The sequence below is a fragment of the Stenotrophomonas sp. GD03794 genome, from assembly GCF_029842145.1.
In the GTDB taxonomy this organism is placed as follows: Bacteria; Pseudomonadota; Gammaproteobacteria; order Xanthomonadales; family Xanthomonadaceae; genus Stenotrophomonas; species Stenotrophomonas riyadhensis.
The window spans coordinates 65,330-85,990 of record NZ_JAOCFV010000012.1 but is presented as its reverse complement, the minus strand read 5'-3'; the positions used below and the strand labels follow the sequence as shown (position 1 = coordinate 85,990).

Genomic DNA, 20,661 nt, shown 5'->3' with positions numbered 1-20,661 from the left:
ATCGCACTGCCAGGAAGACGGCAGTGTCTTCGGAGTTCCCCATGTCCCAAGATTCCCAAGCGCCGCTGCAGTTTGCGCAGCTCGGCCTGTCCGAGCCCGTGATGCAGGCGGTCACCGCCATCGGCTACGAAACCCCGTCGCCGATCCAGGCCGCCACCATCCCGGCGATGCTGGAAGGCCGCGACGTGCTGGGCCAGGCCCAGACCGGCACCGGCAAGACCGCTGCCTTCGCGCTGCCGGTACTGTCCAACATCGACCTGCAGCAGATCAAGCCGCAGGCCCTGATCCTGGCACCGACCCGCGAACTGGCCATCCAGGTTGCCGAGGCGTTCCAGTCCTATTCGTCGAAGATCCCGGGCTTCCGCGTGCTGCCGGTGTACGGCGGCCAGCCGTACGGCCAGCAGCTGTCGGCGCTGCGTCGCGGTGTGCACATCGTGGTCGGTACCCCCGGCCGCGTGATCGACCACCTGGACCGCAGCACCCTGGACCTGTCCGAGCTGAAGACGCTGGTGCTGGACGAAGCCGATGAAATGCTGCGCATGGGCTTCATCGACGACGTCGAAGCCGTGCTGAAGAAGCTGCCGGAGCAGCGCCAGGTGGCCCTGTTCTCGGCCACCATGCCGCCGCAGATCCGCCGCATCGCGCAGACCTACCTGCAGGACCCGGTGGAAGTGACCATCGCGGCCAAGACCACCACCTCGGCCAACATCCGCCAGCGTTACTGGTGGGTGAGCGGCATGCACAAGCTGGACGCGCTGACCCGCATCCTGGAAGTCGAGCCGTTCGACGCGATGATCATCTTCGCGCGTACCAAGGCCGGCACTGAAGAACTGGCCAGCAAGCTGCAGGCCCGTGGCCTGGCCGCTGCGGCCATCAACGGTGACATGCAGCAGGCCCAGCGTGAGCGCACCATCGCCATGCTGAAGGAAGGCAAGCTGGACATCCTGGTCGCCACCGACGTGGCTGCCCGCGGCCTGGACGTGGAGCGCATCAGCCACGTGCTGAACTACGACATCCCGTACGACACCGAAAGCTACGTGCACCGCATCGGCCGTACCGGCCGTGCCGGCCGCAGCGGCGAGGCGATCCTGTTCGCCACCCCGCGCGAGAAGGGCATGCTGCGCCAGATCGAGCGCGCCACCCGCCAGCCGATCGAAGAGATGCAGCTGCCGAGCGTGGAAGCGGTCAACGACACCCGCATCAACAAGTTCACCTCGCGCATCAGCGAAACCCTCGGCGCCGGTGGCCTGGACTTCTACCGCCAGCTGCTGGAGCGTTTCGAGAACGAGCAGAACGTGCCGGCCATTGAAGTGGCTGCCGCGCTGGCCAAGATGCTGCAGGGTGACACCCCGTTCCTGCTGCAGCCGCCGGTGCGTGCCCCGCGTGAAGAGCGCGCACCGCGCGAACGCTTCGACCGTGGTGACCGCCCGGAACGTGGCGATCGCTTCGACCGCAACGAGCGTGGTCCGCGCTTCGAGCGTGGCCCGCGCCGTGACGACGCCGAAGGTGGTTTCGAGCAGCGCCCGCGCCGCGAGGTTCCGCCGCGTGGTGCGCCGGAGCAGGGCATGGAGACCTACCGCATTTCGGTCGGCCACCAGCACGGCGTGAAGCCGGCCAACATCGTCGGCGCCATCGCCAACGAAGCTGGCCTGGAAAGCCGTTTCATCGGCCGCATCGACATCCACGATGACTTCTCGCTGCTGGACCTTCCGGCACAGATGCCGCCGGACGTGCTGTCGCACCTGCAGAAGGTGTGGGTGTCCGGCCAGCAGCTGCAGATGCGTGCGCTGGCCCCGGGTGAAGACACCAACCCGGCCCCGCGTCCGTTCAAGCCGCGCTTCGACAAGCGTGGCCCGGGCGGCCCGGGTGGCCCGCGTCGCGGTGGCCCGGGCGGTCCGGGTGGCCACGGTGGCGACCGCGGCGGTGACCGCGACAGCCGCCCGCCGCGTCGTGACGGCTTCAAGCCGCGCGGCCCGCGCAGCTTCTAAGCCGCACCTGCGGTCCTGAACAACGCCAGCCTCCGGGCTGGCGTTGTCCGTTATGGGCCTGGAAAAGGGGACGGAGGGGATTAAGTCGTTTATGCCCGGCAGTGCGCTTATGCCGAAAACGACTTAATCCCCTCCGTCCCCTTTTCGCATGGCAAACACATTGCCGGTCATAGGCTGGGCCGGTTCCAAGGGAGGTTGTCACCGCAGCACATTCGGGGGGATCCGGGATGGGTAGAAGTGGCACGGACCAGCAGAGCCGGCGGGTGCCGATGACCCGTGGCCTGGGATTGCGCTTTGCGTTGTTGACGGGCATGGCGATCGGGTTGGTCGCGCTGTCCGCGTTGATCCAGGAACTGCAGGCGGCCTCGACGGCCTGGATTGCCGGCCAGGGCTACTGGTCGCGGGGGCAGCAGGATGCGACCGCTGCGCTGAGCCGCTACCTGGCGCGTGGCGATGCGCAGGACCTGGATGACGCGCGCCAGGCCCTGCGGATTCCGTTGGGGGATCTGCAGGCCCGGCTGGCGCTGGAACAGGCGGTACCGGACGAGGAGAAGGCCCGGCAGGGTTTCCTGCAGGGCGGCAACGCGCGCGCCGATATTCCGCGCCTGGTGTTCTCGTTCCGCTACGCCCGTGACCTGGGAGCATTCCGCGAAGCCACTGCACTGTGGCGGCAGACCGATGGTGATCTGGAGGCTGTGCAGGCCCTGGTCGCCGAGCTGCAACGGAGGCATGCGGCAGGTGAACTGCCCGTGGCCGACCGCAATCGCTACCTGCAGCAGCTGCGGGATCTCGACCGCCGCCTGCAGGTGCAGGCCCAGGCGTTCTCGCAGGCGCTGCTGAGGATGGCCACCATGGTCCGGATCGCGACGCTGGTGGTCGGTGGCCTGTCGGTGCTGGCGATCAGCCTGATGGCGGTGGCGCTGGCGCGTCGTGTCGGCAAGGATCTGACCGAGCACGAAAGCCGCTTTCGTGCGGCGTTCTACCAGGCCAACGTGGGCATGCTCAAGCTCGACACCGATGGCAAGGTGATCGAAGCCAACCAGGCGATGGCCGATATCCTCGATTATCGACGTGACATGCTGCTGCAGATGTCACTGCACGACCTGCTGATGGAAGGCGAGCTGGTCATCGATGGGGTGGGCCGCATCGACTGGGACCGGCAGCTGCGGCCAAGCGAACTGCGCTTCCGGCGCCGCGACGGCAGCCTGGTCTGGGGGCGTTGGAGTGGTACCGGCGTGCACAGCAGTGGTGGCCTGTCGGTGTTCGCGATCATCGAGGATGTCAGCCAGAACCACGCATTGGCACGTGAGATCGAGCATCACGCCAGCCACGATCCGCTGACCGGCCTGATCAACCGTCGCGAGATCGAGCGGCTGCTGGAACGTTCGCTGCTGCAGGTGCGCAGCGAGGGCGGCACGCATTCGCTGTGCTACATCAACCTGGATCACTTCAAGCTGGTCAACGACAGCTTCGGCCACGCTGCGGGTGACCAGATGCTGCGCAGTTTCGCCGATTACCTGGTGGCGGCGGTGCGTGATGGCGACTGGGTCGGCCGGCTGGGTGCCGACGAGTTCGCGGTGTTTCTCGCCCATGCCGGCCAGGACGAAGCCAAGCGCGTGCTGCAACGGGTGATCCGCAACCTGGGGCAGGCGACCTTCCCGATCAGCGAGGGCAGTCCGCAGCTGAGCTGCAGCATCGGCGTGGTCGAGGTCAGTGCCGATGCGCCGGACGTGAACTGGTTGATGAGTGCCGCCGACAGCGCCTGCTATGCGGCCAAGCAGGCCGGGCGCAACCGCGTGCACTGCTTCAATGAGAACCGCATGGCGCTGGAGGAACGGCGGCAGGAGGCCGAGCGCCTGCAGGGCGTCAGCCTGGCGATGGCCGAAAACCGCATGCTGCTGTATGCACAGCGCATCGCCCGCGTGGGCGATCCGTCCTACCTGCACTACGAGGTGCTGGTGCGCATGCGTGGTACCGATGGCAGCCTGCATCTGCCCGGCCAGTTCATGCCGGCGGTGGAGCGATACGGCATGGCGGTGGCGCTGGACCGGCACGTGCTCGGGCTGCTGTTCCGCCACCTGCAGGTATGCCCGGCGCACGTGCGCCAGCTGGGCCTGTGCAACGTCAATGTGTCCGCGCAGTCGATCGCCGAACCGGGGTTCCTTGCCTTCGTCTGCGACCTGCTCGAGCGCAACCGCGCATTGGCCTCCAAGCTGTGCTTCGAGATCACCGAGACCGCAGCGATCAGCAATCTCAGTCAGGCCCGGGCGTTCATCGACGCCGTGAAGGCGCGCGGCTGCCGGATGGCGCTGGATGACTTCGGCTCCGGCCTGTCCTCGTTCGGCTACCTGCGCCAGCTGCCGGCCGACATCCTGAAGATCGATGGTGCGTTCGTGCGCGACATGGATACCGATCCGGTCAGCCACGCCACCGTGCGCGCGATCAGCGAGCTGGGACGTGAGCTGCAGATGGAGGTGGTGGCCGAATGGGTGGAGACCGCCGAAGTGGCGGGTGCGCTGACCCGGCTCGGTGTGCAGGGCCTGCAGGGCTACGCGATCGAGCGGCCGCAGCCGCTGGAACGGATGACCCTGGCCGATCTGCGCCCGGTGCGGCTGGTCGCGGTGAAAGGGCCGCAGGGGGCTGGCTGAATGGCTTGGCGGCGACTTTGGTCTACACGTGCGACGCACGTCCGGCTGCGATAATGCGCGCCAGGGGCGACGCGCAGTGGGCGCGGACGTAAGCAGGAACAGGATGTGGCGTGGGCGTCAGGCAGTGGCAGTACGGAACAGGAGCGGTGCTGGTCGTACTGCTGGTGTGGTTGGCGATGCCGTGGCCGCTTCAGGCCGCCGTGGCCGTGTCGGGCCGCGATTATCTGCTGGTGGGGGGCGCCACCGACGAACCGACCCCACATCGAGCATGCACGCCGCAGATGCTGTCCGGTTCCCGCCAGCAGGTGCTGGTACCGGCTCCGCAGGAAGGCTGGTCGGGCCAGCCACAGGCGCTGGATGTATTCAATGTCTTTGCCGGCGAAGTGCGGGTCCAGCACGGCGACCGCGAAATCTGCGGCAACATGCACGACGCCCGCACCCGCGACTCGCGCTTCCGCGCAGGCATCGGCCTGGTTGCGGTGCCGCCGGCGGGCAGCCACGCGCCGTTCCTGGTCTCCTGGCAGACGCCGCTGAAGGCGCGCTGGGTACCGACCCTGCGGCTGGGCGCGCCCAGCCCGGTACAGCAGAACGACACCGCCCGCCTGCTGATGCGTGCTGCCTGCATCGCTGTGGCGATCGCATTGGCGCTGTCGGCATTGATGGCCTTCCTGACCACGCGCGATCGCAGTTTCCTGGTCTACGTTGCCGGCACCACGGTGCTGGTGCTGTGGCAGGCCATCCTCGGCGGCCTCAGTGGCTACCCGGAGCCGTGGCTGCCGGTGGGGGAGCGCGGGGCCTGGTGGCTGCTCTCGCTGACCGCTGCGACCCAGGCGCTGGTACTGCCGGCACTGTGGCGGCTGAACGGCGGTGACCGCGTATGGCCACGATCGCGGCCATTGCAGGCGACCGTGCTGTGGGGCCTGCTGGCGCTGGCCGTACTGGTGCCGTGGCTGCGCTGGGAACAGCTGGCCTGGGTCGCGCAGGGCCTGCAGGTGTCCTATCTGCTGGGGTGTGGCCTGGCACTGCTGATGGGCGTATGGGCCCGTTGGCGCGGCGACCGCTGGGCGCAGGCTGGACTGGCCGCATTGGCACCGATGCTGGTCCTGATCATCGCCGATGCCTGCCGTGCGGAATGGCTGCTGGAGTACCGGGTCGAAGCACTGCAGCTGTCGGTGACCTGGCTGCTGATGATGGCCGCCTATGCCATGAACCAGCGGCTGGGCCGGCTGCGCCAGCAGCGCGATGAACTGCGCCAGCTGGCCGAAACCGACGGCCTGACCGGACTGCCGAATCGCCGCGCCGGCCTGCAGCAGCTGGCCCGTCACCTGGCACAGGTTGACCGTGAGCGCGGCCCGCTGGTGATCGGCTTCCTCGATATCGATCTGTTCAAGGACATCAACGACCGTCACGGCCATGCCGTGGGTGATCAGGTACTGGTGGCGGTGGCACGCGCGCTGCGCGCTGCGGTGCGCAGCCAGGACGAAGTGGTGCGGATGGGCGGCGAGGAGTTCCTGCTGCTGATGCCCGGCATGCCGCGCGAGGCGGCGTCGGCGCGGCTGGACCGCCTGCGCCAGCGCATCACCGAGGCCGGGCGGGCGCTGCAGGTGCCGGGGCTGGAGGTGACCGCCAGCATCGGACTGGCGCAGTGGCGGCCGGGTGAGGATGATCTGGCCGCGCTGCTGCGGCGGGCCGACCATGCCATGTACGTGGCCAAGCGGGCGGGTCGCAACCGGGTGTTCGACGGCGAAGAGCTCGATCCGCCGGCCCCGGCATGAAGCGCAGCGGGCGGCGATGCCGGATAATAGGGCGATGACCACCCGACTCAACAAACATATCGCCGACACCGGCTTCTGCTCCCGCCGCGAGGCCGATCGCCTGATCGCCGCGCGCCGCGTCACCGTCAACGGCCACGCGGCCGGTACCGGTGCGGTGGTGGGCGAGGAAGACCAGGTGCTGGTCGACGGCCAGCCACTGCGCGCGCGCGTCGCACGCAAGCCCGGCGCCCGCCGCCACGTCTACATCGCGCTGAACAAGCCGGTGGGCGTCACCTGCACCACCGAAACCTCGGTCAAGGGCAACATCGTCGACTTCGTCGGCCATGAACAGCGCATCTTCCCGGTCGGCCGCCTGGACAAGGAGTCCGAAGGCCTGATCCTGATGACCAGCAACGGCGACATCGTCAACCAGATCCTGCGTGCCGAGAACGGCCACCAGAAGGAGTACCTGGTGGCGGTGAACAAGCCGGTCACCGACGAGTTCCTGCGTGGCATGGCGCGCGGCGTGCGCATCCACGACCAGATGACGCTGCCGTGCAAGACCTCGCGCATCGCCAAGTTCGGATTCCGCATCACCCTGCAGCAGGGACTGAACCGGCAGATCCGCCTGATGGCGGCCGAGTTCGGCTATCGGGTGACCCAGCTGCGCCGCGTGCGCATCGACAACATCAAGATCGGTGCGCTGAAGCCGGGCCAGTGGCGCAACCTGACTGAACAGGAGCTGCAGGGACTGCTGCCCAAGCAGCTGGACTGGTAAACGGCTTCTGTAGAGCCGAGCCCATGCTCGGCTGCTCTTCTGTCCGGGTGCAGCCGAGCATGGGCTCGGCTCTACATCGGCTAGACTCCGCAGTGACCTGCCGGAATGTGACGCTGCATGATCAAGCCCGACAAGCCTGCCAACGAAGCCCTTCGGCTCGAGGCGCTGTACCGCTACCGGATCCTTGATTCGCAGCGCGAGAAGTCATTCGACGACCTGGTGGCGATCGCCAAGGCGGTCTGCGGTACCTCGATGGCGGCGGTGACCCTCATCGACGTCGAACGGCAGTGGTTCAAGTCGATCCAGGGCATCGACGCGGCGGAGAACCTGCGCAGCGAATCGATGTGTGGCCACGCCATCCTGCAGCCGCAGGAAATCATGGTGGTCGAGGACGCGTTGCAGGACATCCGCTTCCACGACAACCCGGTGGTGACCGGCGACCCGCACATCCGCTTCTACGCCGGTGCGCCATTGATCAGTTCCGATGGACTGCCTCTGGGCACGCTGTGCGTGTTCGATGCACATCCGCAGCACCTGCCCAGCGACAAGGCCGAGGCACTGGCCGCACTGTCACGGCAGGTGATGCTGGTGATGGAGCTGCGCCGTTTCGCGCTCGACATCCAGAAGCACATGCTGGAACGCGATGACTACGAGCGCCTGCTGTCGGAGTACCAGGACGTGCTGCTGGCGCAGAATGCCGACCTGGCCGAGCAGAGCCGCACCGATGCGTTGACCGGCCTGCCCAACCGCCGCGCGATGGCGGCGGCGCTGGAAGAGGCTGTGGTGGAGATCGATGGGCAACCGGGCGTGGCCTGCGTGGCGCTGCTCGACATCGACCATTTCAAGCACATCAACGATTTCCAGGGGCATGCCACCGGCGACCGGGTGCTGGCCGAGCTGGGCGTGCTGCTGCGCTCGCATTTCGCTGGCCGTGGCATGGCGGCGCGTTATGGCGGCGAAGAGTTCGTGGCGGTGATGCCGGGCACCGATCTGCGCACGGCCGAACTGCAATGCGAATTCCTGCGCCTGGCCGTGGCGGATCTTCCGCTGGGTTTCCCGGTCACGATCAGCATCGGCGTTGCCCAGCATCACGCCGGTGAAAGCGTGGACGCGATGCTGGCCCGTGCCGACAAGGCGCTGTACCGCGCCAAGGGCAATGGCCGCAACCGGGTGGAGCTGGCGGGCTGAAACACCGGCGACTCGCGCGCTGAACGCATGCGACGTGCGGATGATTCGATGCCGTTCCAGTAGATCCACGCCATGCGTGGATGCTCTTCCCGATTCACGTCGCGTCGCAGCTCCTGCGATCAGAACCGGCCAGCATGACGTCCCTGTTTCCACGGACACCAGCCATGCTGCAGACCCTGGCCATCGCCCACTATCGCTCGCTGCACGGGCTGGTACTGCCGTTGCAGCAGTTGAACGTGGTGACCGGTGACAACGGTAGTGGCAAGTCCAGCCTGTACCGCGCGCTGCGCCTGCTGGCGGAGACCGCGCAGGGCGGCGTCGCGGCGGTGCTGGCCCGTGAAGGTGGGCTCGGTTCGGCGCTGTGGGCCGGTCCCGAATCCATCGATCGTCGGGTCGCGGCCGGCGAGATCCCGCTGCAGGGAGGGCCCCGGCAGTCATCGGTGGGGCTGAAGCTGGGCTTCACCACCGACGAGTTCGGCTATGCCATCGACCTGGGCTACCCGCCACCCAGCCGTTCGGCGTTTGCGCTGGATCCGCAGATCAAGGCCGAGGCGATCTGGGCCGGGCCGTTCCTGCGCAGCGCCAATCTGCTGGTCGATCGTCGCGGGGCGATGGTACGGCAACGCCATGCGCGCGGCTGGGATCTCGTGGATGACCGGTTGTCGCTGTTCGACAGCCTGTTCACCCAGGTCGGCGATCCACAGCGCATGCCGGAAACCATCGCCATGCGTGAGTACATCCGCCGCTGGCGCTTCTACGACCATTTCCGCAGTGACGCCGATGCCCCGGCGCGGCAGCCGGCGATGGCTACGCGCACGCCGGTACTGCACCACGACGGGCGGGATCTGGCGGCGGCCTGGGTGACCATTCTCGAGATCGGAGATCCGGTCGCACTGGCACGCAGCGTTGATGATGCCTTCCCCGGCGCCACGGTCGGCTTCGGGGAACTGGACGGTCGATTGGCCCTGCGCTTCCACCAGCCGGGGCTGCTGCGGCCGCTGTCGATGGCCGAACTGTCCGACGGCACGCTGCGCTTCCTGCTGCTGGCCGCGGCACTGCACACGCCACGCCCGCCACCGCTGCTGGTGCTCAACGAGCCGGAGACCAGCCTGCATCCGGACCTGCTGCCAGCGCTGGCGCGACTGATCATCGCTGCAAGTGCACGCAGCCAGGTATGGGTGGTCTCACACGCCAGCCGCCTGATCGCAGCACTGGAGCAGGCGCCCGGCTGTCATTCGCTGCATCTGCACAAGGAACAGGGGCGCACGCTGTTGAGCGGGCAGGGCCTGCTGGACGCTCCTGCATGGCACTGGCCGCAGCGTTGATACGGCCATCCACGCCCGGCGCGGAGGCACTCAATCGGCGATGTTGCGTGCCTCGGCCGTACCAAGAATTTCCGGATGCTGCACCGGCTTGCGACGGTTCAACAACGGATGCAGGAATACCGCGCCGACGATGATCGCCACGCCCAGGTAGAACCACGGGGTGACTTCGTGCTGCTCGCGCAGCAGCACTACCGCCAGCACCACCGCATAGACCGGCTCCAGGTTGGTCACCAGCTGCACCGTATAGGCGCTCAGGTGGCGCAGTGCGACCAGGGCCAGGGCGAACGGCAGCAGCGTGCAGAACCCGGCCAGCACCAGCAGCAGGATGCCGTCGTGCAGGTCCGGGACCACCCACAGTGGGCTGGCCAGCGCCGGCAGCAGGTAGGGCATCAGCGGTGCCAGCAGGGTCAGGGTGAGGGTGCCCGCACCCAGCTCCAGCGCGGTGACCGTGAGCGGGTCGGCGTGGCTGACCATGCGCTTGTTGAGCGAGCCGAACACCGCCACCAGCAGCGCCGATATCGCGCCGATCAACACGCCCAGGCGCATGCCATCGGGCACGCCACCGACCACCAGTGCCACGCCCGGCAGCACCGCCAGGCCGAACGCCAGTTCACGCAGCTGGAACGGCCGCTTGGCGACCCAGGGTTCGATGATCGAGGTGAACACCGGTGCCAGCGCGATGCAGGTGGCGGCCACCGAAGCGTTGGCCAGTTTCACCGCGCCGTAGAAGGTCAGCCAGTGCAGGGCGACCAGCGCACCGATGCCGGCGTAACCGGCCACCAATCGCAAGGGCAGGGTGCGCAGTCCGCGCCAGACCCGCGGCAGCAGGGCCAGCATCGCTGTCACCAGCAGCATGCGCCACCACACCAGCGGCAGCGCCGGCAGGGTGATCAGCTTGCCGAGGATGGCAGTGACGCCCCACAGCAGGACACAGAAGTGGATCTGCCACAGCGCTTTGCGGGTGTCGGGTGTGCTCATCCGCCTATTGTGAGGCAAGGCGATGACCGCAGCGCTATCCGCGTGAGGAATTGCTGGCCCCGTCTACCCGTTGCTGCAGGACCATCGCCGCTGCAGGGTTGCGTGCCTTGCCAGCACCGATGCACAGCAGCTAGACCTCGCGCGGGGTTTCCGGAGCCGGCGCGGCCAGGCAGGGCAGGTCCTCCACCGGCTCGCCGCGGGACCAGCGGCGTGCGCGTTCCGCCCAACGCTGCTGCACCGGCGCCGGCAGGCCCTCGTTCAAGCGGGCCTGGCTGCGCTTGATCCGTGCGTAGACGAAACCGGCACTGACGTCACCGTGCAGGGGGGCCTCGTCGCTGTCCTCGATCACCAGCGCCACGCCGTGTCGACGGGCGGCGGCGACCAGTGCCGGGCCATGTGCCTCGGCGTTGCGGACCTCCAGCGCATGCTGCAGCGACACCCCTTCCAGCTGTTTCGGCAGCTGCGCCATCAGCGCGCCCAATGCATCGGCATCGGCCGGATGGCGCGGATCGAACTGCCACAGCAACGGGCCGAGCCGGTCACCGAGCGCCAACGCCGCCTCAAGGAACGGTGCGGCCGCCTCCACGGTGCTGGACAGGTCACGGCGCTGTACCAGGTAGCGTGGCGCCTTCATCGAAAACCGGAAGCCTTCCGGCGTCTGCGCGGCCCACTGCGCACACTGCGCCGCAGTGGGCGTGCGGTAGAAGGTGCCGTTGATTTCGATGCAGCGCAGGGCGCGGCTGGCATGGGCCAGCTCTTCGCGCTGCGGCAGGCCTGGCGGATAGAACATGCCGCCACGCCATTCGGGAAACACCCAGCCACCGATGCCGCAGCGGATCTCCGCCGGACGGGCGGTCGCGGTCACTGGCCGTGGTCCGCGCGCCACGGGTCGTAGCTGCCGAACCACCACAGATAGCCTTCCGGGTCGGCGCAGGCGTAGCCGCGTCCGCCGTAGTCCTGGTCAGCAATGTCGATGACGATGCGTGCCCCGGCGGCCTTGGCCCGGGCGTAGTGCGCATCGGCATCGGTGACGATCACGCAGGCGCTCTGGGTCTGGCGGCCGCCGACCTCGTCAGGCATCGCCGCATGCTGGTTCCACTCGCTTTCCTTGTCGGCCGAGCCGAGCATGATCATGCCGTGGCCGAAGGTGAGCTGCGCATGGAACACCGTATCGCCCTCCGCGTAGACGGCCTGGGCATGGAAGCCGAAGGCGCGCTGCAGCCAGTCGATGGCCGCCTGCGCGTCGCGATAGCGCAGGCATGGAATGATGGTGGATCCGTTGTCTGGTTGGCCGTTCCCGCCCATGGCACCCCTCCTATGGCACAGGGCAGGCTGCGCCGCAGACCGTTACCATCCTGCGAAACCCTGGTGACGGCCTGCACATGGCCGCTACCCCTGTTCGGAGATGGTGCTGGATGAAAACCTGGATTGGAGGAGCCGTGCTGCTGGCATGCACGACCATGGCAAGCGCGGCGACCCCGGCGCAGCTGCAGGACCTGGATGCGACCGTCGAGCGCGTGCGCGCGCAGTTCGACGTGCCCGGCGTCGCCGTGGCCGTGGTCAAGGACGGCCAGGTGGTGCTGGAACGCGGCTGGGGCGTGCGCGAGCAGGGCAAGCCGGAACCGGTGCAGGCCGATACGCTGTTCGCCATTGCTTCCAACACCAAGGCGTTCACCGCCACTTCGCTGAACCTGCTGGCCGAGGACGGCAAACTGAAGATGGACGACAAGGTGATCGACCACCTGCCGTCGTTCCGCATGTCCGATCCGTTCGTGACCGGGCAGATGACGATCCGCGACCTGCTGTCGCATCGCAGCGGGCTGAGCCTGGGTGCCGGTGACCTGCTGTTCTGGCCGACCACCTCGTACAGCAATGCCGAAGTGGTGGAGCGGCTGGGCCAGGTGCCGCTGAAGGGTGGTTTCCGCGAGGGCTATGCCTACGACAACATCCTGTACGCGGTCGCCCAGCAGGTGATCGAGCACGTTTCCGGCATGAGCTACCAGCAGTTCCTGCAGACCCGCGTCTTTGACAAGGTGGGCATGGTTGGCACGCGCTACAACGCCGACCACCTGAAGCCGGGCGACAAGGCGGCGGTCGGCCACGCCAAGTACGATTTCAAGGACCTGCGCACTGTCGCGCCGCTGACCTGGTCGAACAATGCCGGCGCTGGTGGCATCTATTCCAGTGCGCACGACATGGCACGCTGGATGCAGGTGCAGCTGGCCGAAGGAAAGCTGGCCGACGGCACTGCGCTGTTCAGCGAAAAGAGCCAGCAGCAGATGTGGCGGATGATCACCCCGCAGTCGATCCCGGCGCCGAGCGTGCCGGAGCTGGCGCCGGCGCGGGCCAACTTTGCCGGCTACGGCGAAGGCTGGAGCCTGAGCGATTACCGCGGGCAGAAACTGGTCTGGCACACCGGTGGCTGGCCGGGCATGGTTTCGCGGCTGACCCTGGTGCCGGGCGAGAAGCTGGGCGTGGTGGTGCTGACCAACCAGGAAGTGGGCGCGGCGTTCAACGCGATCACCCTGAGCGTGCTTGATGCCTATCTGGGCGGCGAGAAGCACGACTGGGTGGACGCCTATGCCAAGGCCGTGGCCAAGGGCCAGGACAAGGCCGACGAGGCCTGGGCCAAGCACCAGAACGCGCGCGACAAGGGCAGCAGGCCATCGCTGGCACTGGCCGGCTACACCGGCACGTTCCGCGACCGCTGGTACGGCGACATGCAGATCAGCGCCCAGGGCAAGGGCCTGCGCCTGCGCTTCATGAAGACCGCACAGCTGAGCGGCCGGCTGGAGCACTGGCAGCACGACACCTTCATCGTGCGCTGGGACGACCGTTCGCTCAACGCCGACGCGTTCGTGAACTTCAGCCTGGATCCGGACGGCAAGGTGCGCGAGGTGCGCATGCAGTCGATCTCCGACCTGACCGATTTCAGCTTCGATTTCCAGGACCTGCTGTTCACCCCGGTGAAATGACGCCGCGGGGCGTGGCCCGGCACTACCGGAGCGGTGGCGATCCTCGGCTGGCGTACACATCCGGCGTGGGATACTCCGCCGCTTGCAAGAGGCGAGGGAATGCGATGTTCCGTTGGTTTGAATCCCTGATTCCGGTGTTCCCGCCCGTGGATGGGCGCATGCCGCCGCGCAAGGTGCTGCCGTTCTACCTGCACTACCTGCGCCCGGTGTGGCCGGTGCTGCTGGCCACGCTCATCGCCGGCCTGCTGCTGGCGCTGGTGGAAGTGGCGATGTTCGATTACCTGGGCCGCATCGTCGACATGGTCGCCGAGCAGCCCGGTGCCGACTTCTTCAAGCGCCATGCCAACGACCTGGGCTGGATGCTGTTCATCACGGTCATCGCGCGGCCGATCCTGGTCGGCCTGCACAACCTGCTGGTCAACCAGGCCATCGTGCCCGGCCTGAGCAACCGCTCGCGCTGGCTGATGCACAACTACGTGGTGCGGCAGAGCCTGAGCTTCTTCCAGAACGACTTTGCCGGCAGCGTCGCCAACCGGGTGATGCAGACCGGTACCTCGCTGCGCGAATCGGCGGTGCAGATGGTCGATTCGCTCTGGTACATCGTGGTCTACACCGGCACCGCGCTGTACCTGTTCGCGCAGGCCGACTGGCGGCTGATGGTGCCGCTGATCCTGTGGCTGCTGGCCTATGCGGTGATCCTGGTCTACTTCGTGCCGCGCGCGAAGGAACGGGCCTGGATTGCGTCCGAAGCGCGTTCCAAGGCGATGGGCCGCATCGTCGATGGCTACACCAACATTCCCACGTTGAAGCTGTTCGCCCATGGCGGGCGCGAGCAGGCCTACGTGGCCGAGTCGATCCAGGAACTGGCGGTCAAGCACCGCGCGCAGACCCGGGTGACCACCGGCATGGACCTGACCATCGCCATCGTCAACGGTTTCCTGATCGCCGGTACCTGCGGGCTGGCGCTGTGGCTGTGGAATGGCGGCCACATCACCGTCGGTGCGATCACCCTGGCGACCGGTCTGGTGATCCGCATCCACAACATGTCCGGCTGGATCATGTGGACCATCAACGGCATCTTCGAGGACATCGGCACGGTGCAGGACGGCATCACCACCATCGCGCAGCCGCTGACGGTGCAGGATCGCGAGGATGCGGTCCCGTTGCAGGTGACCCGTGGTGGCGTGCACTTCCAGGACATCCATTTCCACTACGGCAAGAAGGGCAGCGTGATCGCCGGCCTCGACCTGGTGGTGAAGCCGGGCGAGAAGATCGGCCTGGTCGGTCCCTCGGGTGCCGGCAAGTCGACCCTGGTCAATGTGCTGCTGCGCCTGTACGACCTGGAAAGCGGCCGCATCCTGATCGACGGCCAGGACATTGCCTACGTCACCCAGGAAAGCCTGCGCCAGCAGATCGGCGTGGTTACCCAGGACACGTCGCTGCTGCATCGCTCGATCCGCGACAACCTGCTGTACGGTCGCCCCGACGCGACCGATGCGCAGTTGCGCGCAGCCGTGGCCAAGGCGCGTGCCGAAGCCTTCATCGATACGCTGGTGGACGGGCAGGGGCGTCGTGGCTACGACGCACATGTCGGCGAGCGCGGCGTGAAGCTGTCCGGTGGCCAGCGCCAACGCATCGCCATTGCCCGCGTGCTGCTGAAGGACGCACCGATCCTGGTGCTGGACGAAGCAACCTCGGCACTGGACTCGGAAGTGGAAGCGGCGATCCAGGACAGCCTGGATGAGCTGATGGGCGGCAAGACGGTGATCGCGATCGCGCACCGGCTGTCGACCATCGCGCGCATGGACCGGTTGGTGGTGATGGACCAGGGACGCATCGTCGAGACCGGCACCCATGCCGAGCTGATTGCAGCCGGTGGCCTGTACGCACGGTTGTGGGCGCGGCAGACCGGTGGATTTGTTGCTGCCGATCAATGATCGCTTCGGGGTCGGATCCCTTTCCGCAGGAAAGGGCTCTGACCCCAGCGTGTTTCCGGAGACCTGCATGATCCGCCCCCTGCGCTCCCTGTTGCTGGCACTCAGCCTGGTTGCCACGGTTGCCACGGTTGCCACGGCTGCGCCGGCACCCATGGACGGCGACCAGCTCAAGCAGGTCGTCCTGCTCAGCCGTCACAACCTGCGCGCGCCGGTGGTAGCCTCCGGCGCGCTGGCCAATGCGACGCCCGAGGCCTGGCCGCGCTGGGAGGTGGCACCGGGCGAGCTGACTACCAAGGGAGGCGTGCTGGAGGTCTACATGGGCCGCTACATCGCCCAGTGGCTGCGCCAGGCGCAGCTGTTGCCGGTGTCGGGTTGCCCGCAGGAGGATGACTTCCACGCGTACGCCAACAGCCTGCAGCGCACCCAGGCCACCGCGCAGTTCTTCGTTGCCGGTGCCTTCCCGGGCTGCCATGTTGCGGTCGAGCAACGCATGCCGCTGGGCACGATGGACCCGCTGTTCAATCCGGTGATCCACCGCGATGACGCGGCGTTCCGCGCACGTGCGGCATCGGCGATGCAGCAGGCGCTGTCCGCATCCGATCTGGCACCGGCACTGTCCGTGGTGGAGGAGATCACCCGCTATCCGCAGTCGGCGGCATGCAAGGGGCACAACGACTGCCATCTGGCGCTGTCCGACACCACCTTCAGCGCGGAACCGGGAAAGGAGCCACGCGTCTCCGGATCACTGGCTCTGGCCAGCGGGCTGGTCGATGCCTTGTTGATGGAGCACTACCAGGGCAGTGGCATCCCCCGCGAAGGCTGGGGCCGGTTGACCACCGAGGCGCAATGGCAGGCGCTGGCGCAGATCCGCAACCGCTACCAGGACATCCTGTTCGGAACGCCCGAGGTGGCGCGGGATGTGGCCGGACCGTTGCTGGCACGCGTGGATGCGTTGCTGGAAGATCCCGCATCGCCGAAAGTGAGCCTGCTGGTCGGTCACGATTCCAATATCGGTTCGGTGCTGGCGGCGTTGGGAATCAGCGACTACAGCCTGCCGGGCCAGTACGAGAAGACGCCGATCGGCGGCCTGCTGCAGTTCGAGCGCTGGCGTGATCGCCACAGCGGGGTGGAACGGATCCGCCTGGCCTACGTCTACCCGACCACCGCGCAGCTGCGCGATGCGCTGTCGCTGACCAACGCGCAGCCGCCGGGCCGCGTCGCGCTTCGTGTGCCGGGGTGCGCGGCTCAGGGGTGCACCGTCGCCGAGTTCCAACGCCTGCTGCATCCGGCATCGCGCTGAGGCACGCTGCTAACGCAGCGGCGTGCGCACGATGCCATGCGTGGCCATCAGCGTAAGGTCGCCGCCGAGCCGTGGCGAGTGGAACGGGCCGAGTGCATGCGCGGCATTGAACAGGCCGCCATCCGGTGATCGCAACCGGTAGAACTCGACCCAGCCGCTGGCCTGCAGGGGCAGCTGTGCAACGCCGGTGTGTTCGTTGAACCATGCAGGGTCCTTGCTGCCTTCGATGACGCGGCGGGCAAGGCGGTCGATGGCGTGATCCCCGCTGGCGTACCCGTCCTGGCCGTGCAGCCGCGCCAGCTCAGCCATCATCACCAGCGGCGCCAATGCGTAGTCGTGGTAGTGCAGGGCACGCTGTCCACGGGTCATCTCCAGCGGCAGGCTGCCATCGTCCTGGATGTCATCGATGCCCTTCTGGAAGGCGGCGTGGCCGGCCTGCCACAAGGCCTCGTCGTCGGTGGCCAGGCCGGTGGCCAGTACGCCCAGACCGCCCCAGTAGTAGTGGTTGTTGCGGCGCCGTTTCGGGTTGTCCCAGTACGCCAGGTTGGCCCGTGCCAGCTTCTGCAGCCACGGATCGATACGCGCGCGCTGCTGCGGGTTGGCCTGGTCATGCACCTTCAGGTAAGCCATGGCTACCGCATCGAGCATCCACTGCCGCATGTAGAGCGACTGATCGTTGTTGACCCGGATCATCTGCCCGAGCATGGCGCCATCATCGGCCCACGCACCCAGCCAGCTCAGCGTGCACTGTGCCGCTGCCGGGTCACCGGTGCGCAGGTAGTCATCGCTCATGCGCGCCACGTCGGCGGCATAGCGGTCCAGCGGCGCAGTGGCGTCCTTGTTCTGCTGGTGCAGTACCGGGTCGATCACCGATCCAGCCTTGTCGGTGTAGTAGCCCAGGGCGCGGATGTCGGGGTATCCAGCCGGTGGCGGGGGGCAGGCGGCGTAGGCAGGGGCGGCCGCCAAGGCAGCGGAGAGGAGGCCAAGGCGTAGCACCAGGGAGGGCATGGGAACCTGCAGGGACGGGGAGGCGATGCGAACGATGCGCCCGGAGTCGTTTGCCAGTTGTGAGGCCGCACAGGCCCGGTTTGCAGGTGTTCAGGACCGGAGTGGCGCCTGAAGCTCAAGAGTCGGCTAGTCTGTCGTCATCAATTCAGCCGGAGGGAGTGGCGATGAGAATCACTGATTTTCTCGTGATGGACGGTGAGGGTGACGAGATCCCTGCTGATCCGCATGGTAACCATGTGGCTTTCAACTGTTTCGAGTGCGGATACCCGGTAGTGGCTGGCTCATTGGAAAACGAGCGGGGCAGCGATGAGGATTGCCCTGCAGCCTGTCGTGGCTGTGGTGCCGAGTACTTCGTGGATCTGCGGCTGGGCTCAAAGAAAATGTACATCCATCTGCTCTGACCCGGCAGTAGCCCAAGCAGGGGCGAATAAAAAAAGCGGCCCGGGTTTCCCCGGGCCGCTCCGCTTCATCTCACACCGTCCCGATCACTCGATCGGCTGGTCCAGCATCAGCTGGCGTGCGAAACGCACCGGCGGGGCGCCGTAGGACAGCACCTGGTCGTGGTAGGCCTTCAGGTTGAACTTGTCGCCCAGCTTCTCCTGCACCGCCTTGCGGGTGTCGAAGTGTTCCTGCGCACCGACGAAGTAGGTCGGCAGCTGCGCCGACGTCAGCTGCGCGCGCACCCACTTGCCGGCGGCTTCGCTTTCCTGCTGGAACGCGTCGTGGGTCATCAGGTGCATCGCCTTTTCGCGATCCCAGTTGTCCACGTGCACGCCCTGGTCGAGGATCGCGTTGGAGATCGTGCGCAGGTAGAACTTCAGCTGTACCAGGTGGAACAGCGGGTCGTTGTTGAGGTAACCCTGCTCCTGCATCATGCGCTCGGTGTAGACCGCCCAGCCTTCGGCGAACAGGCCCGAACGCAGCACCGCACGCAGGGTCGAGGGGAACTTGGCCGAGTGCCAGCCTTCCAGGTAGTGGCCCGGGGTGCCTTCGTGGATGCTCAGCAGGTGGATCATGCGCGAGTTGTATTCACGCAGGAACGAGTCGACCTGCTTCTCGTTCCAGTCGTCCGGAATCGGCGACACGGCGTAGAAGGTCTTCAGGTTCTTGTCCAGCGGGCCCGGCGAATCGCAGTAGGCCACGGCCACGCCACGCTGGAATTCCGGCATCAGGATGATGTCCACCGGCGCATCGGGCAGGGTCACCAGGTCGTGCTCGCGCACGAACGCGGTGGACTGCTCCAGCGCGGCCTTCGCATCGTCGACCACCTTGTCGCGCGCTGGCTTGTCGGCGTAGGCCAGTTCCAGTGCCGCCTCGATCGCCTTCTGCTGCTGCTCGTCGGTCGGCTGGGCCGGCATTTCCGGCGCACCCGGCTTGTCCTTCAGCACGGTCTGCGCGATGCCGTACATGTCTTCGCGCACGCGCTTGAGTTCGGCGCGTGCACGCTCACCGATCTCCTGGCGCGACAGCGAGGAGCTCAGCGCGAACTTCAGCTTCTGGTCGTACTTTTCCGCACCGATGCGGAAGTCGCCCTTGGCATTCGGCACCAGGGTCTTGTCCAGCCAGGTCTGCTGTTCGTCCACGGCCTTCTTCAGGCCGTCGATGGCGGCCTGCAGGCGCTGCTGGTCGGCCTGCGGCAGTTCACCGATGTGCGGGGTGATGAAGGTATCGACGATGCTGAGGATGCCCTTGTTCTGCTTGGCCACCGTCTCGGCATGGATCTTCGGCACGCGGGCCGGATCCAGGTTCTCGCGGGCCTGGGCGAAGATCGCCGGCAGCTTTTCCATGCGTGCGGTGGCCGACTTCAGGCGCTCCGGCAGCGGCGCGAACTCGCGCGCCATCAGGCCGTAGATCGCGCTGCCGGCGATGCCGTTGTACAGCTGCGGGTCCCACTTGCCGGACTGCAGCACTTCGGCGTTCCAGATTTCCGACTGCAGCTGGTTGCGCAGGATCGCTGCGTCCACCTGGTTCTCGCGGCCCAGCTTGGCCACCTCGATTTTGTCCAGCTCGCCCAGCAATGCCTTGTAGGCGGCCACGGTCTTCTGCTGGCCGGCGGCGCTCAGGTCGTCCAGCTCGCTGTCGTAGCGGTGGTCACCGATCTGGGTGGCGCTGACCGGCGAAAGCTGCATCCAGGTGTCCAGGGCGCGCTTGGACAGGTCGGCGAAGGCGGCATCGACCGCCGCGTCACCGGCCTGCTGGCTGGCGGCCGGGGTGGAACCGTTGGTCGGGGCGTCGGCCGGCTGGCAACCGGCCAGGGCGGCGACCAGGGCGAGGGCAAGGAGATGCGGGCGCATCGGCGTTCCTGTACAGGGTCAAACCCCGAGCATAGGGCCCCGGGGCTGCTTTGTCCCCGTGCCATAGGATTACCATGGGCGCAGACAGGGACTCTCCAGCGGAGCGCAGGACATGGAATACCAGGGAAGCTGCCATTGCGGCAGGATCGCATTCACCGTACAGGCCGAGGCGCCAATCAGCGATGTCATCGACTGCAACTGCTCGATGTGCCGCCGCCGCGGCAGCCTGCTGTGGTTCGCCCCGCGCGAGGCGTTCCAGCTGACCACCGATCCGGCGGACGTGGCCACCTATCATTTCAACAAGGCGCATATCGATCACCACCACTGCCGCGAGTGTGGCGTCGCGCCGTACAGTGAAGCGGTGGATCCGCGCACCGGCACGCCGATGGTGGCGGTGAACGTGCGCTGCGTACCGCAGGTGGATCTGGCCACATTGGCCGTCATGTCCTACGACGGAGCGGCACTGTGAGGCCGCTGCACGCGTGGAC

Annotated in this window: 15 protein-coding genes and 1 pseudogene; 11 read left to right on the top strand and 5 right to left on the bottom strand. The window is 67.1% G+C overall.

Features of this window, described 5'->3' with window-relative positions:
* Positions 1-41: 41 nt before the first annotated feature.
* From N5D91_RS09075 to N5D91_RS09050, 6 genes are all read left to right on the top strand, one after another.
* On the top strand, positions 42-1,988 hold the full coding sequence (locus tag N5D91_RS09075) for a DEAD/DEAH box helicase (protein ID WP_032128355.1): 1,947 nt from the start codon (positions 42-44) through the stop codon (positions 1,986-1,988).
* 227 nt (positions 1,989-2,215) lie between these two features.
* Positions 2,216-4,636 carry an EAL domain-containing protein gene (locus N5D91_RS09070; RefSeq protein WP_180854204.1) on the top strand — a complete coding sequence of 807 codons (2,421 nt, stop codon included), beginning with the start codon at positions 2,216-2,218 and terminating at the stop codon, positions 4,634-4,636.
* A 110-nt stretch (positions 4,637-4,746) separates the two neighbouring features.
* Entirely contained in the window at positions 4,747-6,411 is a 1,665-nt protein-coding gene (locus tag N5D91_RS09065; protein ID WP_180854205.1) for a diguanylate cyclase, read from the top strand.
* A 34-nt stretch (positions 6,412-6,445) separates the two neighbouring features.
* The gene (locus N5D91_RS09060) at positions 6,446-7,168 is read left to right on the top strand and encodes a pseudouridine synthase (protein WP_032128352.1); all 723 of its coding nucleotides are present in this window, start codon (positions 6,446-6,448) and stop codon (positions 7,166-7,168) included.
* 117 nt (positions 7,169-7,285) lie between these two features.
* On the top strand, positions 7,286-8,356 hold the full coding sequence (locus N5D91_RS09055; RefSeq protein ID WP_110711684.1) for a sensor domain-containing diguanylate cyclase: 1,071 nt from the start codon (positions 7,286-7,288) through the stop codon (positions 8,354-8,356).
* 164 nt (positions 8,357-8,520) lie between these two features.
* Positions 8,521-9,681, top strand: coding sequence for an AAA family ATPase (locus N5D91_RS09050; RefSeq protein ID WP_180854206.1), 1,161 nt, complete (start codon positions 8,521-8,523; stop codon positions 9,679-9,681).
* Positions 9,682-9,711: 30 nt separating this feature from the next.
* Here the strand turns inward: N5D91_RS09050 and N5D91_RS09045 are convergent, their stop codons facing one another.
* The 3 genes and pseudogenes from N5D91_RS09045 to N5D91_RS09035 all read right to left on the bottom strand — a co-directional run bounded on the left by N5D91_RS09045 (position 9,712) and on the right by N5D91_RS09035 (position 11,964).
* Positions 9,712-10,659, bottom strand: a complete 948-nt coding sequence (locus N5D91_RS09045; protein ID WP_032128349.1) for a DMT family transporter — start codon at positions 10,657-10,659, stop codon at positions 9,712-9,714.
* Between the two features lie 34 nt (positions 10,660-10,693).
* Positions 10,694-11,524, bottom strand: a pseudogene (locus tag N5D91_RS09040) (DUF72 domain-containing protein).
* Positions 11,521-11,964 carry a VOC family protein gene (locus N5D91_RS09035; RefSeq protein ID WP_180854207.1) on the bottom strand — a complete coding sequence of 148 codons (444 nt, stop codon included), beginning with the start codon at positions 11,962-11,964 and terminating at the stop codon, positions 11,521-11,523. Before N5D91_RS09035 ends, N5D91_RS09040 begins: the two are co-directional and overlap by 4 nt.
* Before the next feature lie 110 nt (positions 11,965-12,074).
* On the opposite strand from N5D91_RS09035, the gene N5D91_RS09030 reads away from it, so the two are divergent.
* The 3 genes from N5D91_RS09030 (at position 12,075) to agp (ending at position 16,871) form a co-directional block, all read left to right on the top strand.
* Positions 12,075-13,634 (top strand): serine hydrolase, encoded by a 1,560-nt coding sequence (locus tag N5D91_RS09030; RefSeq protein WP_180854208.1) that lies wholly within the window; start codon positions 12,075-12,077, stop codon positions 13,632-13,634.
* Positions 13,635-13,738: 104 nt separating this feature from the next.
* Positions 13,739-15,571 (top strand): multidrug efflux ABC transporter SmrA, encoded by a 1,833-nt coding sequence (gene smrA / locus N5D91_RS09025; RefSeq protein WP_180854209.1) that lies wholly within the window; start codon positions 13,739-13,741, stop codon positions 15,569-15,571.
* Between the two features lie 67 nt (positions 15,572-15,638).
* Positions 15,639-16,871, top strand: coding sequence for a bifunctional glucose-1-phosphatase/inositol phosphatase (gene agp / locus N5D91_RS09020; protein WP_180854210.1), 1,233 nt, complete (start codon positions 15,639-15,641; stop codon positions 16,869-16,871).
* A gap of 9 nt (positions 16,872-16,880) precedes the next feature.
* Here agp and N5D91_RS09015 read toward each other — a convergent pair whose 3' ends face one another.
* The gene (locus N5D91_RS09015; RefSeq protein ID WP_180854211.1) at positions 16,881-17,879 is read right to left on the bottom strand and encodes a polysaccharide lyase; all 999 of its coding nucleotides are present in this window, start codon (positions 17,877-17,879) and stop codon (positions 16,881-16,883) included.
* Between the two features lie 164 nt (positions 17,880-18,043).
* On the opposite strand from N5D91_RS09015, the gene N5D91_RS09010 reads away from it, so the two are divergent.
* Complete coding sequence (locus tag N5D91_RS09010) at positions 18,044-18,280, top strand: hypothetical protein (protein ID WP_049399572.1); 237 nt, start codon at positions 18,044-18,046, stop codon at positions 18,278-18,280.
* Between the two features lie 84 nt (positions 18,281-18,364).
* On the opposite strand, the gene N5D91_RS09005 is transcribed toward N5D91_RS09010, so the two are convergent.
* A complete protein-coding gene (locus tag N5D91_RS09005) occupies positions 18,365-20,173 on the bottom strand; it encodes a DUF885 domain-containing protein (RefSeq protein ID WP_014036483.1) in 1,809 nt (602 codons plus the stop codon).
* Between the two features lie 112 nt (positions 20,174-20,285).
* On the opposite strand from N5D91_RS09005, the gene N5D91_RS09000 reads away from it, so the two are divergent.
* Entirely contained in the window at positions 20,286-20,642 is a 357-nt protein-coding gene (locus N5D91_RS09000) for a GFA family protein (RefSeq protein WP_110711692.1), read from the top strand.
* Positions 20,643-20,661 lie beyond the last annotated feature (19 nt).

What these genes read in the sequence shown, in the direction of transcription:
- agp (WP_180854210.1), top strand. Translation starts at nt 15,639, where the DNA reads ATGATCCGCCCCCTGCGCTCCCTGTTGCTGGCACTCAGCCTGGTTGCC.
- N5D91_RS09045 (WP_032128349.1), bottom strand. Translation starts at nt 10,659, where the DNA reads ATGAGCACACCCGACACCCGCAAAGCGCTGTGGCAGATCCACTTCTGT.
- N5D91_RS09050 (WP_180854206.1), top strand. Translation starts at nt 8,521, where the DNA reads ATGCTGCAGACCCTGGCCATCGCCCACTATCGCTCGCTGCACGGGCTG.
- N5D91_RS09030 (WP_180854208.1), top strand. Translation starts at nt 12,075, where the DNA reads ATGAAAACCTGGATTGGAGGAGCCGTGCTGCTGGCATGCACGACCATG.
- N5D91_RS09070 (WP_180854204.1), top strand. Translation starts at nt 2,216, where the DNA reads ATGGGTAGAAGTGGCACGGACCAGCAGAGCCGGCGGGTGCCGATGACC.
- N5D91_RS09005 (WP_014036483.1), bottom strand. Translation starts at nt 20,173, where the DNA reads ATGCGCCCGCATCTCCTTGCCCTCGCCCTGGTCGCCGCCCTGGCCGGT.
- N5D91_RS09060 (WP_032128352.1), top strand. Translation starts at nt 6,446, where the DNA reads ATGACCACCCGACTCAACAAACATATCGCCGACACCGGCTTCTGCTCC.
- N5D91_RS09055 (WP_110711684.1), top strand. Translation starts at nt 7,286, where the DNA reads ATGATCAAGCCCGACAAGCCTGCCAACGAAGCCCTTCGGCTCGAGGCG.
- N5D91_RS09000 (WP_110711692.1), top strand. Translation starts at nt 20,286, where the DNA reads ATGGAATACCAGGGAAGCTGCCATTGCGGCAGGATCGCATTCACCGTA.
- N5D91_RS09075 (WP_032128355.1), top strand. Translation starts at nt 42, where the DNA reads ATGTCCCAAGATTCCCAAGCGCCGCTGCAGTTTGCGCAGCTCGGCCTG.
- N5D91_RS09010 (WP_049399572.1), top strand. Translation starts at nt 18,044, where the DNA reads ATGAGAATCACTGATTTTCTCGTGATGGACGGTGAGGGTGACGAGATC.
- N5D91_RS09015 (WP_180854211.1), bottom strand. Translation starts at nt 17,879, where the DNA reads ATGCCCTCCCTGGTGCTACGCCTTGGCCTCCTCTCCGCTGCCTTGGCG.
- N5D91_RS09035 (WP_180854207.1), bottom strand. Translation starts at nt 11,964, where the DNA reads ATGGGCGGGAACGGCCAACCAGACAACGGATCCACCATCATTCCATGC.
- smrA (WP_180854209.1), top strand. Translation starts at nt 13,739, where the DNA reads ATGTTCCGTTGGTTTGAATCCCTGATTCCGGTGTTCCCGCCCGTGGAT.